General features: G+C 66.2%; 15 protein-coding genes. 5 read left to right on the forward strand and 10 right to left on the reverse strand.

Annotation, left to right across the window (positions count from 1 at the left end; all coding sequences use genetic code 11):
- Positions 1-220: 220 nt before the first annotated feature.
- Positions 221-928 (reverse strand): transposase, encoded by a 708-nt coding sequence (locus tag BTH42_RS21710; RefSeq protein WP_075303237.1) that lies wholly within the window; start codon positions 926-928, stop codon positions 221-223.
- A gap of 188 nt (positions 929-1,116) precedes the next feature.
- Between BTH42_RS21710 and BTH42_RS21715 the strand changes: the two genes are divergently transcribed.
- Together BTH42_RS21715 and BTH42_RS21720 are read left to right on the forward strand one after the other, a co-directional pair.
- Positions 1,117-1,842 (forward strand): OmpW family protein, encoded by a 726-nt coding sequence (locus BTH42_RS21715; protein WP_075303238.1) that lies wholly within the window; start codon positions 1,117-1,119, stop codon positions 1,840-1,842.
- A gap of 356 nt (positions 1,843-2,198) precedes the next feature.
- Positions 2,199-2,582 carry a YqjD family protein gene (locus BTH42_RS21720; RefSeq protein ID WP_075303284.1) on the forward strand — a complete coding sequence of 128 codons (384 nt, stop codon included), beginning with the start codon at positions 2,199-2,201 and terminating at the stop codon, positions 2,580-2,582.
- Positions 2,583-2,692: 110 nt separating this feature from the next.
- Here BTH42_RS21720 and BTH42_RS21725 read toward each other — a convergent pair whose 3' ends face one another.
- The 7 genes from BTH42_RS21725 to pilM all read right to left on the reverse strand — a co-directional run bounded on the left by BTH42_RS21725 (position 2,693) and on the right by pilM (position 10,212).
- Positions 2,693-3,961 (reverse strand): deoxyguanosinetriphosphate triphosphohydrolase, encoded by a 1,269-nt coding sequence (locus tag BTH42_RS21725; RefSeq protein WP_372237277.1) that lies wholly within the window; start codon positions 3,959-3,961, stop codon positions 2,693-2,695.
- A 74-nt stretch (positions 3,962-4,035) separates the two neighbouring features.
- The gene (aroB, locus tag BTH42_RS21730; RefSeq protein WP_075303239.1) at positions 4,036-5,121 is read right to left on the reverse strand and encodes a 3-dehydroquinate synthase; all 1,086 of its coding nucleotides are present in this window, start codon (positions 5,119-5,121) and stop codon (positions 4,036-4,038) included.
- Positions 5,121-5,672, reverse strand: coding sequence for a shikimate kinase (locus BTH42_RS21735; RefSeq protein ID WP_075303240.1), 552 nt, complete (start codon positions 5,670-5,672; stop codon positions 5,121-5,123). The genes aroB and BTH42_RS21735 overlap by 1 nt, the downstream gene beginning before the upstream one ends.
- Before the next feature lie 115 nt (positions 5,673-5,787).
- The gene (locus BTH42_RS21740; protein WP_143752151.1) at positions 5,788-7,536 is read right to left on the reverse strand and encodes a type IV pilus secretin PilQ; all 1,749 of its coding nucleotides are present in this window, start codon (positions 7,534-7,536) and stop codon (positions 5,788-5,790) included.
- Positions 7,533-8,471 (reverse strand): hypothetical protein, encoded by a 939-nt coding sequence (locus BTH42_RS21745; protein WP_075303241.1) that lies wholly within the window; start codon positions 8,469-8,471, stop codon positions 7,533-7,535. The genes BTH42_RS21740 and BTH42_RS21745 overlap by 4 nt, the downstream gene beginning before the upstream one ends.
- Positions 8,468-9,175 carry a fimbrial assembly protein gene (locus BTH42_RS21750; protein WP_178392214.1) on the reverse strand — a complete coding sequence of 236 codons (708 nt, stop codon included), beginning with the start codon at positions 9,173-9,175 and terminating at the stop codon, positions 8,468-8,470. Before BTH42_RS21750 ends, BTH42_RS21745 begins: the two co-directional genes overlap by 4 nt.
- A 41-nt stretch (positions 9,176-9,216) precedes the next feature.
- A complete protein-coding gene (pilM, locus tag BTH42_RS21755) occupies positions 9,217-10,212 on the reverse strand; it encodes a type IV pilus biogenesis protein PilM (protein ID WP_075303243.1) in 996 nt (331 codons plus the stop codon).
- A gap of 259 nt (positions 10,213-10,471) precedes the next feature.
- On the opposite strand from pilM, the gene BTH42_RS21760 reads away from it, so the two are divergent.
- Complete coding sequence (locus BTH42_RS21760; RefSeq protein WP_075303244.1) at positions 10,472-12,862, forward strand: penicillin-binding protein 1A; 2,391 nt, start codon at positions 10,472-10,474, stop codon at positions 12,860-12,862.
- Between the two features lie 131 nt (positions 12,863-12,993).
- Here BTH42_RS21760 and cyaY read toward each other — a convergent pair whose 3' ends face one another.
- Complete coding sequence (gene cyaY / locus BTH42_RS21765; RefSeq protein WP_075303245.1) at positions 12,994-13,314, reverse strand: iron donor protein CyaY; 321 nt, start codon at positions 13,312-13,314, stop codon at positions 12,994-12,996.
- Positions 13,315-13,349: 35 nt separating this feature from the next.
- On the opposite strand from cyaY, the gene BTH42_RS21770 reads away from it, so the two are divergent.
- Both BTH42_RS21770 and lysA read left to right on the forward strand, forming a co-directional pair.
- A complete protein-coding gene (locus tag BTH42_RS21770; RefSeq protein ID WP_075303246.1) occupies positions 13,350-13,673 on the forward strand; it encodes a lipoprotein in 324 nt (107 codons plus the stop codon).
- A 9-nt stretch (positions 13,674-13,682) separates the two neighbouring features.
- Positions 13,683-14,945, forward strand: coding sequence for a diaminopimelate decarboxylase (gene lysA / locus BTH42_RS21775; RefSeq protein WP_075303247.1), 1,263 nt, complete (start codon positions 13,683-13,685; stop codon positions 14,943-14,945).
- A 143-nt stretch (positions 14,946-15,088) separates the two neighbouring features.
- On the opposite strand, the gene msrQ is transcribed toward lysA, so the two are convergent.
- A complete protein-coding gene (gene msrQ / locus BTH42_RS21780) occupies positions 15,089-15,832 on the reverse strand; it encodes a protein-methionine-sulfoxide reductase heme-binding subunit MsrQ (RefSeq protein ID WP_075303248.1) in 744 nt (247 codons plus the stop codon).
- Positions 15,833-15,840 lie beyond the last annotated feature (8 nt).

Genomic DNA, 15,840 nt, shown 5'->3' on the forward strand with positions numbered 1-15,840 from the left:
GGACTGCGCAGATCAAAAAGCGTCGGAAATCGGAATATACGCGAGGAATCAATGGAATAGCAAATAAAACATAGTGATCGAACCCCATTTACAAAATTGGTGCATTGCGGCTCATTTTTATTAGTGCCACATCAAAATGGGGCAAAAGAAAACGGCACTCGCAATGCCGTTTCCATGCAGCCCATTGATACGAAACGCTAATTTCGCATTTCGCGGCGCGTTACTGGGTGTGCGGCGTCTCCCGCACCTTGCGCGGCCGGCCGCGCGGCAGCGGCGAAACTCGCCGGTTTGCGGCGCGCGCCGCCCATTCCCGGTAGGTGTCGCTGCCGAGCACCCAGCCTTTCAGCGTGGCCTGCTGGAGCTGACTGGCTTCGCGCTCGTCGAGCGGCTGCTCGCACAGTTCGCGGTACGCGCGCTGCCGCTCGAACGGCGTATTGCCGAGCGACCAGTACAGCGGATGGTCGGTGATCAGGCTGTCGAGCGTGAGACCGATGTGATGCCGGTAACTGGACCAGCGATAGTCCTCCGGCGAGCTCACCAGCTGCGCGCGCACCGGGCACATTTCGACGACCCGGCTGGCGAGCAGAAAGTAGCGCTCGCCTTCGATCACCGTGGCGCGATAGCGACCTTCCCACAAGGTGCCGCGACGCGCATAGCGCCGGTTGAAGTGGGCGACGTAGCGCCGCCCGACCGCCTGCATCGCCTTGGGCAGGCTCGATTCCTCGGTGGGCGTGACGAGCAGTTGCACGGCGCCCGGCATCAGGGCGTAAGCGTGAATCGACAGATGATGGTCCCGCGAAGCCGCCTTCAGACAGTCGATGAAAAGCTCGTAGTCCTGGTCGTCGACGAAAGCGGGCTGCTGGTCGAGCCCGCGAAGGATGACGTGCTGCGGCTGGTCGGGGACATAAAGACGTGCAAGCCGTGCCATGCTGGAGTGTCCAAATAGTCGCGTTGGGATATACCCGAAGGTCCGTAGAACCGCGTGGGCGCAAGGTTCGGCGCCATGCGGCCAAGCCAGAAACCTTGCGGAGCTTAGGGAGAAAACTCTAACCGCCGCGTATGGTTTGTTTCAAACGTTGTAGTCATAATGGGCGGGCCTTTTTTGGAGGAGCACATATGAAATTAAAACAGGCCGTAACGGGGATGGCGGTACTAGCCTGCATGAGCACGGCAGCACACGCGCAATCGGCCGGCAGTTTCTACGTCACGACGGGCTGGTTCCACCTCGCGCCGCAATCGAGCAGCGACCCGCTGACCGTGACGAGTATTGGCGGTAGCCCGACCAACATCACCGAAGCAAATACCGGTGCATCACTGAGTTCCGCCGACACCATCGGCTTCACCGCCGGCTATTTCATTACCGACCACATCGCTACCGAGTTCGTGCTGGGCTATCCGCCCTCGTTCGACCTCTACGGCACTGGCAGCCTCGAACAGTTCGGCAAGATCGGCCAGGCCAAACAGTGGAGCCCGACGCTGCTGTTCAAGTACTACTTCAACGCGCCGACCGCTTCGTTCCGTCCGTACCTCGGTGTCGGCGTGAGCCGCATCTGGTTCACCGACGAACACATCACCAACAGCTCATTCCAGGCCAACGTTCTGCATGGTCCGACCACGGTCACGACGGATAGTTCGTGGGAACCCGTGTTTAACGCAGGCTTCACTTACGCGTTCAATCAGCACTGGTTCGCCGGTGTTTCGATCTCCTATCTGCCGCTCAGCACGACCGCCAAACTGAACTCGGCGGCGACCACGCCGGTCGGCACACTGAACGTGCAATCGCAGACCAAGATCAAACTGAACCCGATCGTGACCTACGTCAACATCGGTTACCGTTTCTAACGCTTCGCGAGTGCGGGTGGCTTGAATTAGGGTAGTCGAATTTTCGCGGGCTGCAACGCCGTCATCGAGTCGATGGCGGCGTTTTCTTTTGTGCGCGCACGCGTGGCCGGCCCGTCGCGCGGATTTGTAACTTTGACTCGGATCCGGCCTGCCTGCGTGCAATATCTGCTGACCCTCGGTGCGCCGTGCACGGCCGCGCGAGCATACTACGCGGGCGTCGGCGGGTGTGGCATCGAAGTTGCGTTCTGATGGCGTTTCCTTGGCATTTCGCGCGCCGCGACGCGATACTGGCGTCAGCCGGTACCGCGTCCGCGCGACGATGCGCGGGGCTTTTTCAACTCATCGACGGAGCGACCATGACAGCACTTCCGAATACGAGAGACGCCCTCGGCGAATCCTGGACCAGCGCGAGCCGCCGGGCGCGACGCATTGCGCGCCATAGCCGCCACGCGGCCGAAGATATCGCGGCCGAATTGCGCACGCTGCTGGGGGAACTCGAATCGACACTCGCCGACGGCACCCACGCGGACGCCGTCGAATTGCGCGGCAAGCTGCGCACTCAACTCGACTCGGCGCGAGCGCGCCTTAACGACACCCGCGATGCGGTGCGCGAACGCGCGGGCGTGGCGATCTCCGGCGCCGACGACTACGTGCATGAAAATCCGTGGCAGACGATTGCGATCGTCGGCGGACTCGCGTTGATCGCGGGGGCGCTGTTCGCGTCGTCGCGTTCGCGTTGATGCGCTGACACGCCGACGCGCCGATGCCTCGTGAGCGCCGCGCGAGCGGCGCGATGAATGAGCTGATCTGAAAATACGCGCCGAGGGGCGGCCCGGCCCGGCCCGGCCGCCTAGTTGTCGTCGATCACGAACAGCCGCTGATATTCCTTCACCGCGTAGCGGTCCGTCATCCCCGCGATGTAATGCGCGATCAGACGCGGCTGCTGCGCCGCGTCCGCCGCCTGATAGGCCGGCGGCAACAGCCGCGGGTCGTCGGTGAACGCGTCGAACAGCCCGACCACCACGCGGCGCGCCTTGTTGGCCATCCGCATCACGCGATAGTGGCGATACAGATTCTTGAACAGGAACCGTTTGAGTGCCGCTGCCTGCACGGCGATCGCGTCGCTGTGCGCGACCAGCGGGGGCGCGGCGCGCACGTCGTCGAGCGAGGCCGGCGCGTAGCGCTCCAGATTGAGCCGCGTGGTTTCGATCAGATCGACGATCAGCGTATTGATCACCCGCCGCACCGTCTCGTGAATCAGCCGGCGCCCTTCGATCTGCGGATAGTCGCCGCGCGCCGCCTCGTAGTGGCTTTGCCACAACTCGACTTCAGCGAGCTGCTCGAGCGATAGCAGCCCCGAGCGCAAACCGTCGTCGACGTCGTGATTGTTGTACGCGATTTCGTCGGCGACGTTGGCGATCTGCGCTTCGAGCGACGGCTGCCGTCCCTCCAGGAAACGCTCGCCGAGCGCGCCGAGGCGCCGCGCGTTGTCGCGCGAGCAATGCTTGAGAATCCCTTCGCGCGTTTCGAAGCACAGGTTCAGGCCGTTGAATGCGCCGTAGTGCTCCTCCAGTTCGTCGACGACCGCGAGGCTCTGCAGGTTGTGCTCGAAGCCGCCGTGCTCGCGCATGCATTCGTTCAGCGCGTCCTGACCGGCATGGCCGAACGGCGTGTGGCCGAGATCGTGCGCGAGAGAAATTGCTTCGACGAGGTCTTCGTTCACGCGCAGGTTGCGCGCGACCGAGCGGGCGATCTGCGCGACTTCGAGGCTGTGCGTAAGACGCGTGCGGAACAGGTCGCCCTCGTGATTGACGAACACCTGGGTCTTGTATTCGAGCCGGCGGAACGCGGTCGAGTGGACGATGCGGTCGCGGTCGCGCTGAAACTCGGTGCGCGCGCTCGGCGCGGCTTCCGGATAGCGGCGCCCGCGCGACTGGCTGGAATGCGCGGCGTACGGCGCGAGATGCGCTTCGAGCGCCTGCTGGGTCGGCGCGGCGACGGCCGCTGACGCGACGCCGTCAACTGCGTTGGAGATAGGGGGAGCGCTGTGAGCGCCGGCGGCGTCCGTTCTACGCGCCACCGGGTCAAGCGTGAAGTCGTCGCTGCGCCTGTCAGTCACCGGGTTCTCCGAAACATGGGCGGCGCCTCGTGACGCAGAGGCGCGATGCGTGTGACGCGAATGCCGCCGCGCGGTCAGAGCGCGGCTGCCAGCGTCGCCTGCACCTCGGCGTCGGGCGCCCGGGTGATCAGCGTCTCACCGAAACGCTTCAACAGAATGAACTTGATCGCGCCGCCTTCCGCCTTCTTGTCGACCTGCATCAGCTCGACATAGCGGTCGGCGCCGAGCGCGGGCGCGCGGGCCGGCAGATGCGCGGCGAGCACCACGTCGACGAGCCGCTTGCGCGACGCTTCGTCGAGATGGCCGAGGCGCACCGACAGGTCCGCCGCCATCACCATCCCGCAGCCGACCGCCTCGCCGTGCAGCCACTCGCCGTAGCCGAGGCCGGCCTCGATCGCATGGCCGAACGTGTGGCCGAAATTGAGAATGGCGCGCAGGCCGCCTTCGCGCTCGTCCTGCGCGACCACCGACGCCTTGATCTCGCACGAACGCTTGACCGCCTCGGTGAGCGCGGCCGGTTCGCAGCGATTCAGCGCCTCGATATTGGCTTCGATCCAGTCGAAGAAACCGGCGTCGGCGATCGCGCCGGTCTTGATGACCTCGGCGACGCCGGCCGCGAGTTCCCGTTCAGGCAACGTGCGCAGTGCGCCGATGTCGGCGATCACCGCCTGCGGCTGGTAGAACGCGCCGATCATGTTCTTGCCGAGCGGATGGTTGATGCCGGTCTTGCCGCCCACCGACGAATCCACCTGCGACAGCAGCGTGGTCGGCACCTGAATGAACGGCACGCCGCGCATGTAGCAGGCCGCCGCGAACCCGGTCATGTCGCCGATCACACCGCCGCCGAGCGCGATCAGCGTGGTCTTGCGATCCGCGCGCGAGCCGAGCAGCGCGTCGAAGATCAGGTTGAGCGTCTGGAGATTCTTGTGCGCCTCGCCGTCCGGCAGCACGACGGTGGACACCTGCTTGTTCAGCGGCGCAAGCGCCTGCCGCAGCGTGTCGCCGTACAGCGGATCGACGGTGGAATTGGTGACGATCGTGACCGAATTGCCGGCGATGTGCGGCGCGAACAGCGCGGTCTGGCCGATCAGGTCGGCACCGATATGGATGGGGTAGGCGCGCTCGCCCAGTTCGACGTTGACGGTAATCATACGGTCCATTATGACGCAGGATGTTTGGCGACGCCGGCCATCTCGAGCTGCATCAGAACCATGTTGACGAGTCCGTTGACCGACGGCCGGCCGGTTTCGATCACGAAATGCGCGCACTCGCGATACAGCGGGTCGCGCACTTCGTAGAGCTGTTCGAGACGCGCTTTCGGGTCTTCGGTCTGCAACAGCGGGCGATTCTTGTCGCGCCGGGTGCGCAGCCACAGGTCGTGCGGATTGGCGCGCAGGTAGATGACGAGGCCGCGGCTGTTCAGCGCTTCGCGGTTTTCCGGCCGCAGCACCGCGCCGCCGCCGGTCGCGAGCACGATATTGTCGCGCCCGGTGAGCTCGGAGATCACGCTGGCCTCGCGGTCGCGAAAGCCGGCTTCGCCCTCCAGCTCGAAGATCACCGGAATCTTCGCGCCCGTGCGCTCCTCGATTTCATGGTCGGAATCGAAGAACGGGCGCTCGAGACGGCGCGCAACCGCCCGACCCACAGTGGTTTTCCCTGCCCCCATGAGCCCTACGAAAAAAACATTGGCGTGTGCGTCCCGCGGTAACAACGGTGTCCTCTGGATATTCCGGTGTAGTTCGTGCCGCAGCTTACTGGCAAAGCGGCTGCCTTGTCGAGCCTGCGCGCCGCCGGTGGCCGCCGGCGCGCGTTTGCCCTAACGTGCCCTAATTTTCGCGGATCACCCGCGGCGTGATGAAAATCGCCAGTTCGGTGCGCTGGTCGCGATGGGTCCGATGGCGGAACAACGCGCCCAACACTGGGATTTTGCCGAGGATCGGTACCCGGTCCTCGTCGTCGCGGTCGTCGGTCGCGTAGATGCCGCCGATCGACACCGTACCACCATCGTCGATCTCGACGCGGGTTTGCACGTGCTTGGTGTTGATCGCGGGCCCGGCGTCGGTCTGCTCGCCGACGCTGTCTTTGGCGACGTCGAGGTCCAGCACCACGCGGCCGTCCGGCATGATCTGCGGCTCGACTTCCAGTTTGAGCGTCGCGCGGCGGAACTGCACGCCCGATACGCCCTGCCCGACCTTGGCCTGGTACGGCAGCTCGGTGCCCTGCTCGACGACCGCCTTACGCCGGTCGGCTGTCACGACCCGCGGACTCGAGACGATTTTCCCCTGCCCCTCGGCCTCCAGCGCCGACAGTTCGAGGTTCAGCAGCCGGGTTGCGTGGGCGGCGAACAGCGTCAGGCCGGCGGTCGCGGCATCAAAGCCGGAGATCGGCCGGGCCGCCAGATCGTAGACGGTGCCGTCCGACCCGCCGGTCAGCCCGCGCGCGGTGCCGTCCGCGCTGGTGCCCGCGAGCGCGAGCCGCACCCCGAGATTGCGCGAAAAGCCGTACTCGCCTTCGACGATCCGCGCCTCGATCAACACCTGGCGGGTCGGCCGGTCGACCGCGGCGATCAGCGCCGCGATCTGTTCTAGCCGTCCGGCGAGATCGGTCACGAACAGCAGGTTGGTGCGCGGATCGGCGGTCACGGCGCCGCGTTTTGAGAGCACGCGCTGGGTGCCGGAGCCGGTCAGCAGGCGCCGCACGTCCTCGGCGTGCGCGTAGTGCAATTCGAACGTACGGCTCGCGAGCGGTTCGAGGTCCGCGGCGCGCGCATGCGCTTCGAAGCGCTGCCGCTCGCGGGCGGCGAGTTCGGCGGCCGGCGCGACCCAGATCACGTTGCCGTGGCGCTCCATCGCCAGATTGTTGACGTCGAGCAGGGTATCGAACGCGGTGCGCCATGGCACCTTGTCGAGCCGCAACGACACCGCGCCGCGCACTTTGTCGCTCGACACGATGTTCAGGCCGGTGAATTCCGCGAAGGCTTTTAGCACCGCGCCCAGCTCGGCGTGCAGGAAATTTAGCGAGATCGGTTTGTTGCCGGGCGGCAGGTTTGCGTCCGCGTCTGCGTCCCGCTGCGTGTGATGCGTCGCGTCGCGCAGGCGCTTGGGCGGCGGCAGCGGCACCGGCGGGCCTTCGAGCGTGGGCGTGTCCGCGGTGGCGTCGCGAGCCAGAGCGGTGGGTTGGGCGGGCTGGCCTGGCGCGGACAGGACCGGGCCGTCGAGGATCGAGTCAGCCGACACATCTTGTCCGGTGCCTGGGAACGCGGCAGTTTGGCTCCCGTCGGCGTCTTGCCCCGTAACCGGCAACGCAACCGGGATCGCACCGTCGCCGAACGGATTCGCCACTTCACCGATGCCAGCGCGCGGCAGCAGTGCCGCTCCATACTCGCTCCCCGCAGCGGCCTGATCGTCGAGCGCCATGTGGACGGGTAACGGTGGTAACGGCGGCGGCGTCGAGGCCTGAGCGACACCCACGCCCAGCACCGTCGCACTGACGACATACAGCCGCAGACAGAAACCGACACCGCGTTGGATGCAGAGTCCCGACAGCCCCGAATGTGTGATCGCGCCCGTCATCATGAGGCCTCCGTCGACATCAGCGTCAGCGTGCGCGTCGCGCTGCCGTTCGCGAGCGTGATGCCGTCAGCGTCGAGCCGCATCACCCGTTCGACGCCCAACTGGTGCCCGGTCACAACCGTCGTCGCGCCGTCCGGCGTGTCGAGTAGCGCGAGAGCTCGCGTGCGATCGCGCAGCATCCCAACCAGCCGCAACTGCGCGGCATCAATCGGCGAACCAGCAGCCGACATCTGCGGCCACGCGAACGGATCGAAGAACACGACCTCCTCGTCTTCGTCATTCGCGTCGTCGACGTGCAGGCTCGCGCTGGCGGTATCCGACAGACCGGCCCTGCGTGCGGACGGCAACGCGTCGAATACGTGCAGCGTCGCGCTCATCGCCAGCGCATTGCCGTCCTGTTTGACGGTCACGTCGACGGGCACGATCAGCACCGGCAACTGCGCGAGGCCGTGAAAGAACGCCATCAGGTGAACGAAGTCGGTACGCGCGGTGAGCCGCAGCGGACGCATCCGTTCGGCGCCCTCACCGCTCGCGGTGCCCGGCTCCAGACCGAGCAACGCGACGCCATTTTGGGTGGCGAGTTCGGAGACGATGCGCACGTCGTCGGCCGAACCCGATGTCACGGCGGCCGAAGCCGTGGCGGTCAAGGCCCCGGCTTCGCGGCGCAGCGACGGCAGTTGCGCCACCGCATGCTGCGCGTCGGCGAGACGCGCGGTGCTGCTCGCGAGCGCCGCGCGGCTGGCGTCGAGACCCGACAGATCGGCAGTGCACCAAGCGTACGCACCCAAACCGAACACGAGTGCCGTGAGCAGCGCCGCCACCAGTACGCGACGCCGCAGACTCCACGCTTCGAGCGGCAAACGGGCCTGTTTGATCCAGCGCGAAAAACCAGCGGACGGATGCGCGGCATTGCCCGCGTCCAGAAAGCTCGTACTCATCGCGCACCTCCCGGCTGTGCGGAGCGCGCCCCACGCGGGGCGGCTCCAGTAGCCCCAGCGGCCCCGGTTGCCCCAGCGGTCGCAACCCGCCGAGCGGCTTGCGACGGCGGCTCGCGCCAACGCAGTCGCGCATCGAACTCCACCAAAGCCCCGGGCGCCTGCGCCGTCGCCGCGCCGCCGCGCACCACCGGCCGCCGCAGCTCGCGCATCTGCGCGCCCTCTACGCCGCGAATCGCCGCCAGCCGCTTAAGCCACTCGGCCGACGCGAGATGACTGCCCGAACTCGCGAGCAACTCGGTCTCGTGCTCGCGCTGCCGGAATTGCCGCAACACGACGCCATCGCCGGGCTCGTAACTCAGCGCATCGAGCAGACCGCGCAGTTGCACGAGCGGCACGCCAACGACAGCGGTCCGCACCGCGTTATCGCGCTGCTCGTCCCGCGCGCGCTGCAAGCGCGTGTGCTCCGCGAGCGGCGTAGCAAGCCGTGTCAGCGCCTGTTCGACCGACTCGCGCCGGGCTTCGAGCTGCGCTTTCTCCACGGTCTGCCAGCCGGCCAGCGCCAGCACGGCCGCCGCACCCACGCCTACCGCCCCGCCCCAATCGCGCAGACAGCGACGCCGCGCGAGCCGCGCATTGCGTTGCCGGTAAGGCAGCAGATTGAAGCCGCCTACCCGGAGCAGGACCGGGCGCCGGTCACTCTTCATCGCGGCGCCAGCCGGCCCGAACGGAAACGACAGTCCGTGCCTCATTCGAACACCCCGCGCAACGCAAGCCCGAACGCAACCGCGCTGGCCGGTTCGTGCAACAGGCTGTCGTCGAACGGTCGCGCACGGGTGCCCAGCAGCGCGGCTTCGAACGGCAACGCCGAGCAGCCGAGCACGTCGCCGATATCGGCGAGCGAAAAGCCCACACCATCTAGCAGCTCGACTTCGCCGCCGACCAGCGCGCAGTCGAACTCGGGCCCGTGCACGAGATCGCGCAACGCGTCGGCGAGATCGCTGTGTTCGGGCGCCGGATAGCGCGTCTCGGCGACGATCCCGTCGTCCTGCATGCGCCAGCCGTACACGCCGTCCGGGCCGATCCACAACGCCGCATACGGCTCCTGCGAATCGAGCTCGCGCGTCGCCGCGAAACGCAGCGCCCGCAGCGCCGCTTGCGGCTCGCCGTCGATCGTCGAAAGCGAAATCCCCGCGCTCGCCGCGCATTCGATCCGCGCTTCGAGATGCTGACGCGCGGTCGCGGCAATCGTCACCGATCCCGCCGGCGACGCGCTGTCGTCGACGAACCAGTCGACCGCCAGCGCATGCCGCTCGAGCCCGATCAGACGCTCCGCCTCGCTCATCACCGCCGGCGCGAGGCCGGCGAGCGCGGGACCGCCATCCGCGTCTTCGCAGTGACTCTGCGCGACGAGGCGCGCAAGCGGCACGCGGGTCGTCAGCGTCGCCGTCGCGGGCATCGCCATCGCACAGCGCAGCGCTTGCGCCGCGCACACCTGCGGCAGGCCGGCGAACGCATCGCGCAACGCGCGCGCGACCGCCGGCCGGTCGGTGATCTCGCTCCCGGCCATCGCGCCGGGCGCCAGCGGCACCGTGCTCATGTATTCGAGACGCAGCGCGCCCCGCGCACGCGAGCGCTGGCTCAACACCACCAGACGCACGCTGTGCGAACCAATATCGATACCGGCGGCGAAGCGCTGCCAGCCCGCCCGCACTGTCTGAAGCCACGAATTCGTATAGGTCATCACACCCTCCCTTCAACTCGCGCGACGAACCATTCGAACGCGAGTGACGAGCGATCATTGTGGCCAGACCCGCCTGCGGGCGACATTCGGCCGAATGGCCAGCACGGCTGTCGAGCCGCCCCCGCGCGACAGCAAACGGACTACAGTGAGGTCTACAACAAAGCCGCTGCCGCGCCGCCCGCCACGCGCGATTCGTAAGCACGACGAAAGCTTGCAAACGGGGCGGCTATAATCGCGGGACTGTTTTTCCGGTGTTCTTATGCAAGCTACGTCTCCTACGTCCCCGCCGCCCGCGCCGAAAAAGCGCAAACGCCCGTTGTGGCAGAAGCTCCTCATTGGTCTGCTCGGGCTGATCGTGGCGGGCATCGTGTGCGTGGCGCTGCTGCTCGGCTACGCGCTGGTGGTCGCCACGCCGAACCTGCCGTCGCTCGACGCGCTGACCGACTACCGCCCCAAGGTGCCGCTGCGCATCTACACGGCCGACCACGTGCTGATCGGCGAATTCGGCGAAGAGCGGCGCGACATCGTGCACATCCAGGACGTGCCCGGCAGCCTGAAGAAGGCGATTCTCGCGATCGAGGACGCGCGCTTCTACGATCACGGCGGCGTCGATCTGACCGGCATCGCGCGCGCCGGCTTCGTCGCGCTGGCCAACGGCCACGCCACGCAAGGTGCGAGCACGATCACGATGCAGGTCGCGCGCAACTTCTTCCTGTCCAGCGAGAAGACCTACACCCGCAAGATTTACGAGATGCTGCTCGCGTACAAGATCGAGTCGAAGCTGAGCAAGGATCAGATCCTCGAGGTGTACATGAACCAGATCTATCTGGGGCAGCGCGCGTACGGCTTCGCGAGCGCAGCGCGGGTGTACTTCGGCAAGGATCTGAAGGATCTGACGCTGGCCGAATCGGCGATGCTCGCTGGTCTGCCGAAGGCGCCGTCCGCGTACAACCCGGTCGTCAATCCGAAGCGCGCGAAGGTGCGTCAGGAGTACATCCTGCAACGCATGTACGAGCTGCACTACATCAGCGCCGAGCAATACGACGATGCGCGCCGCCAGCCGCTCGTCGTCAAGGGCCTCGGCAAGGAATACAGCGTGCACGCGGAGTACGTCGCGGAAATGGTGCGGCAGATGATGTACGCGCAGTATCACGAAGAGGCCTACACGCTCGGTCTGAACGTCGTGACCACGATCGATTCGGCCGACCAGGACGTCGCCTATCGCGCGCTGCGCCGCGGCCTGATGGATTACGAGCGGCGCCACGGCTATCGCGGGCCGGAGGCGTTCATCAATCTGCCGGCCGACGCCGACGAGCGCGAGCAGGCAATCGACGACGCGCTGCTCGAGCACCCGGACAACGGCGAGATCATCGCGGCCGTCGTCACCGAGGCGAGCCCGAAGCAGGTGCAGGCGATGTTCATCGACGGCAACGTCGCGACGATCCAGGGCGACGGCCTGCGCTATGCGCAGTTCGCGCTCGGCACGCGCGCGCAGCCGAATCAGCGCATCCGGCCCGGCGCGATCGTGCGGCTCGTAAAGAACGACAACGGCGACTGGTCGATCACGCAATTGCCGCAGGTGGAAGGCGCGTTCATTTCGGTGGTCCCGCAGGACGGCGCGATCCGCGCGCTGGTCGGCGGCTTCGACTTCAACAAGAACAAGTTCAATCACGTGACCCAGGCATGGCGTCAGCCGGGTTCGAGCTTCAAGCCGTTCATCTATTCGGCGTCGCTCGACAAGGGCCTCGGACCGGCGACCGTGATCAACGACGCGCCGCTCTTTTTCAGCGCCGCAGAAACCGGCGGCCAGGCGTGGGAACCGAAGAACTACGGCGGCGGCTTCGACGGTCCGATGACGATGCGCACCGCGCTGCAGAAGTCGAAGAACCTCGTGTCGATCCGCATCCTCAACCAGATCGGCACCAGGTACGCGCAGCAGTACATCACCCGCTTCGGCTTCGACGCGGAGCGCCACCCCGCCTATCTGCCGATGGCCCTCGGCGCCGGTCTCGTCACGCCGTTGCAGATGGCGGGCGCGTTCTCGGTGTTCGCGAACGGCGGCTACCGGATCAATCCGTATCTGATCGCCGAGGTCACCGATCAGCGCGGCATCGTCGTGTCACGGGTGCAGCCGCTGGTGGCCGGGCAAAACGCGCCGCTCGCGATCGACCCGCGCAACGCGTACGTGATGAACAGCCTGCTGCAGAGCGTCGCGCAGCACGGCACCGGCGCGAAGTCGAATTCGCTCAAGCGCACCGACCTCGCCGGCAAGACCGGCACCACCAACGATTCGCGCGACGCATGGTTCGCCGGCTACCAGCACACGCTCACGGCGATCGCGTGGATCGGCTACGACAATCCGCGCAGCCTCGGCGACAAGGAAACCGGCGGCGGACTCTCGCTGCCGGTGTGGATCGAGTACATGGGACGCGCGCTGAAGAACGTGCCCGAGTACAAGATGCAGAGACCGGACGGCGTGGTCGAGCTCGGCTCCGAACTGTATCTCGACGGTTTCACGCCGGGGCACGGTTTCGTTTCGACGGTCGGCGTCAGTCAGGCGGCGCTGGATGCCGAAGCCGCATCGGCCGCACCCGCGCAAGTCGGCGAGCAGGAGAAGCAGGACATCATGAATCTGTTCCGCGGGCATTGAGGCCGCGTTAGCGTTTCAGCAGAGCTCTGCGCAGATGCGCGGAAAAGAAAAAACCGCCGCGATTAAAACCCGCGGCGGTTTTTTTATTCTGGAGTGCGGCGAATTGAATTACGCGAGCACCGTTGGCTCGCTCACGGCGCCTCGAAGCGCACCGGCTCGCCCGCCTGCTCGGTCGCATATTGCGTCAGCGCGGTGAAAAACTCGTTGCCGCTGCGCGTGTCGCGCCATTCGCCGTCGTTGAAACGGTAGTGAAAACCGCCGGCTTTCGCGGCGATCCAGATCTCTTTCATCGGCGGCTGCAGATTGACGATGATCTTCGTGCGGTTCTCGAATTCGAGCGTCAGAACGTTGCCGCTGCGCTCGAGTTCGATGTCGGCGTCGATGTCGTCGACCGCGCTCTCGATGGCGGCCAGCACGGCTTCCGCACGGGTCAGGTAATCACTATCGGACATGCTAAACTCCATCGATTATTCATTCAGGGACAGTCATGCGAGTCGTAACTCGGATGCGAGCGGCGGCGCCCGGCCGCGCGATTGTAGCGGTTCTAGCCATTTTCGCAGGTTGCGCGCTCACCGGCTGCGGCCAACGCGGTTCGCTTTATCTGCCGACAGTACCGCCGATGCCCGCTCCGCCGGCGCATCGCACGCAAACTCCGCCGCCGGAGCAGACCCAACCGGCCGACGACACCAGCTCGATCCCGGACACCTCCGGCACGCCGCTATCGCTCGCGCCCGACGAACAACTCGCCACGCCGCCCGCTTCCGGCCCGTCGGCACCGCTGCCCGCCTCTGCTGCCCCTTCTGTTCAATAAGACTTCCGCATGACTCGATCCGCATTTGACTACGTCGACGGCGTATTGCACGCCGAAGGCGTGTCCGCCGTTTCCCTCGCCGAGCAGTTCGGCACGCCGCTGTACGTCTATTCGCGCGCCGCGCTGACCGCCGCATGGAACGCCTACGCGGGCGCCTGCGCGGGCCGTCGCGCGAGCGTGCACGTGGCCGTGAAGGCCAACAGCAACCTCGCGGTGCTGAACGTGTTCGCGCGTCTCGGCGCGGGCTTCGACATCGTCTCGGGCGGTGAGCTCGCGCGCGTGCTCGCGGCCGGCGGCAAAGCGGAAAACACCGTGTTTTCCGGGGTCGGCAAGCAGGCGGGCGAAATGCGCGACGCGCTCGCAGCCGGCGTCAAATGCTTCAACGTCGAATCGATTCCCGAGCTCGACCGCCTGAATGCGGTCGCCGGCGAAATGGGCAAGAAGGCGCCGGTGTCGCTGCGCGTGAATCCGGACGTCGACGCGAAAACGCATCCGTACATCTCCACCGGGCTTAAGTCGAACAAGTTCGGCGTCGCGTTCGAAGACGCGCGCGCGACCTACCAGGCGGCCGCGGCGATGGCGCATCTCGAAGTGGTCGGGATCGACTGCCATATCGGCTCGCAGATCACCGAAGTCGCGCCGTATCTCGACGCGATCGACAAGGTGCTCGAACTCGTCGAGCAGATCGAGCAGGACGGCATCTCGATTCGCCATATCGACGTCGGCGGCGGCCTCGGCATCACTTACGACGACGAAACGCCGCCGGAAATCGGCGCATTCGTGCGCACCGTGCTCGATCGCATCGAAGCACGCGGTCACGGTCATCGTGAGGTGTATTTCGAGCCGGGCCGCTCGCTGGTCGGCAATGCCGGCGTGCTGCTCACGCAGGTCGAATTCCTGAAGCCAGGCGCGGAAAAGAACTTCGCGATCGTCGACGCGGCCATGACCGATCTCGCGCGCCCCGCAATGTACGACGCGTATCACGCGATCGAGCCGGTCGTGAAGCGCGACGTACCCGCGCACGTGTACGACGTGGTCGGCCCGGTCTGCGAAAGCGGCGACTGGCTCGGCCGCGAACGGCTGCTCGCGGTCGAACCGGGCGACCTGCTGGCGATCCGCTCGGCCGGCGCGTACGGCTTCGTGATGAGCTCGAACTACAACACTCGCGGACGTGCGGCCGAAGTGATGGTGGATGGTACACAGGCGCATGTAGTTCGTGCGCGTGAGGAGATCCAGCAGTTGTTTGCGGGCGAAACGATTTTGCCGGCGTAAACGTCGTATCGGTGAGAGCGTCGCGGCCGAGCGCCTCACACCGCTTGCGATGAAAAAAGGCGATGTCATTGCGACATCGCCTTTTGCTTTTGGGGCCTGCTGTTTTGAGGCCCTTTAAAGCGTGATTAGCACCACCGTCACGCTCACCTCCGCTGCGCCCTCGCCGCTCGCCCGCGCAACCACACCACCAAACGCCAGCCGAGCAGCGCGATCATGATCGCGCCGTAAATCTTCGGCAGCAGCAGATCGTGCTTGCCGGCCTTCATCCACCAGAAATGCAGGATCGCGAGCGCGCCGATCGGATAGATCGCGCGATGCAGCGTCTGCCAGCGTCGCCCGAGCTTGCGCACCATCGCGCGCGGCGAGGTCACGGCGAGCGCGATCAGTAGCACGAACGCGGCGAAACCGACGGTGATGAACGGCCGCTTGCCGATGTCCTTCAGGATCGCCGCGAGATCGAACCACTTGTCGAACCACAGATACGTGGTGAAGTGCAGCGTCGCGTAGAAGAACGCGTAGAGCCCGAGCATGCGCCGGAACCGCACGAACGCGGCGACGCCGGTCAGCCGCCGCAACGGCGTGACCGCCAGCGTGATGCACAGAAACACCAGCGTCCACAGGCCGGTCGAGCGCGTGATGAACTCGATCGGATTTACGCCGAGCCGGTCGGTCACGCCGAACAGCACGAGACGCGCGAGCGGATACAGCGCCACGACAAACACCACGACTTTCGCCGGCACGACCCAGCGCGCGCCGCCGGCCCGTTGCGCGGTCCCTGCGGACTCCGCGGACGCTGTGGACGCACCGCGCGCACGCGCCGCGCCGCGGTTCGCCAGCGGTTCGCCGCGGGTGGCAGGTGGGGTCACGGGTTGGGTGTCGGAAGCCATCATCTGAG

The sequence above is a fragment of the Burkholderia sp. SRS-W-2-2016 genome (assembly GCF_001931485.1).
Taxonomy (GTDB): domain Bacteria; phylum Pseudomonadota; class Gammaproteobacteria; order Burkholderiales; family Burkholderiaceae; genus Paraburkholderia.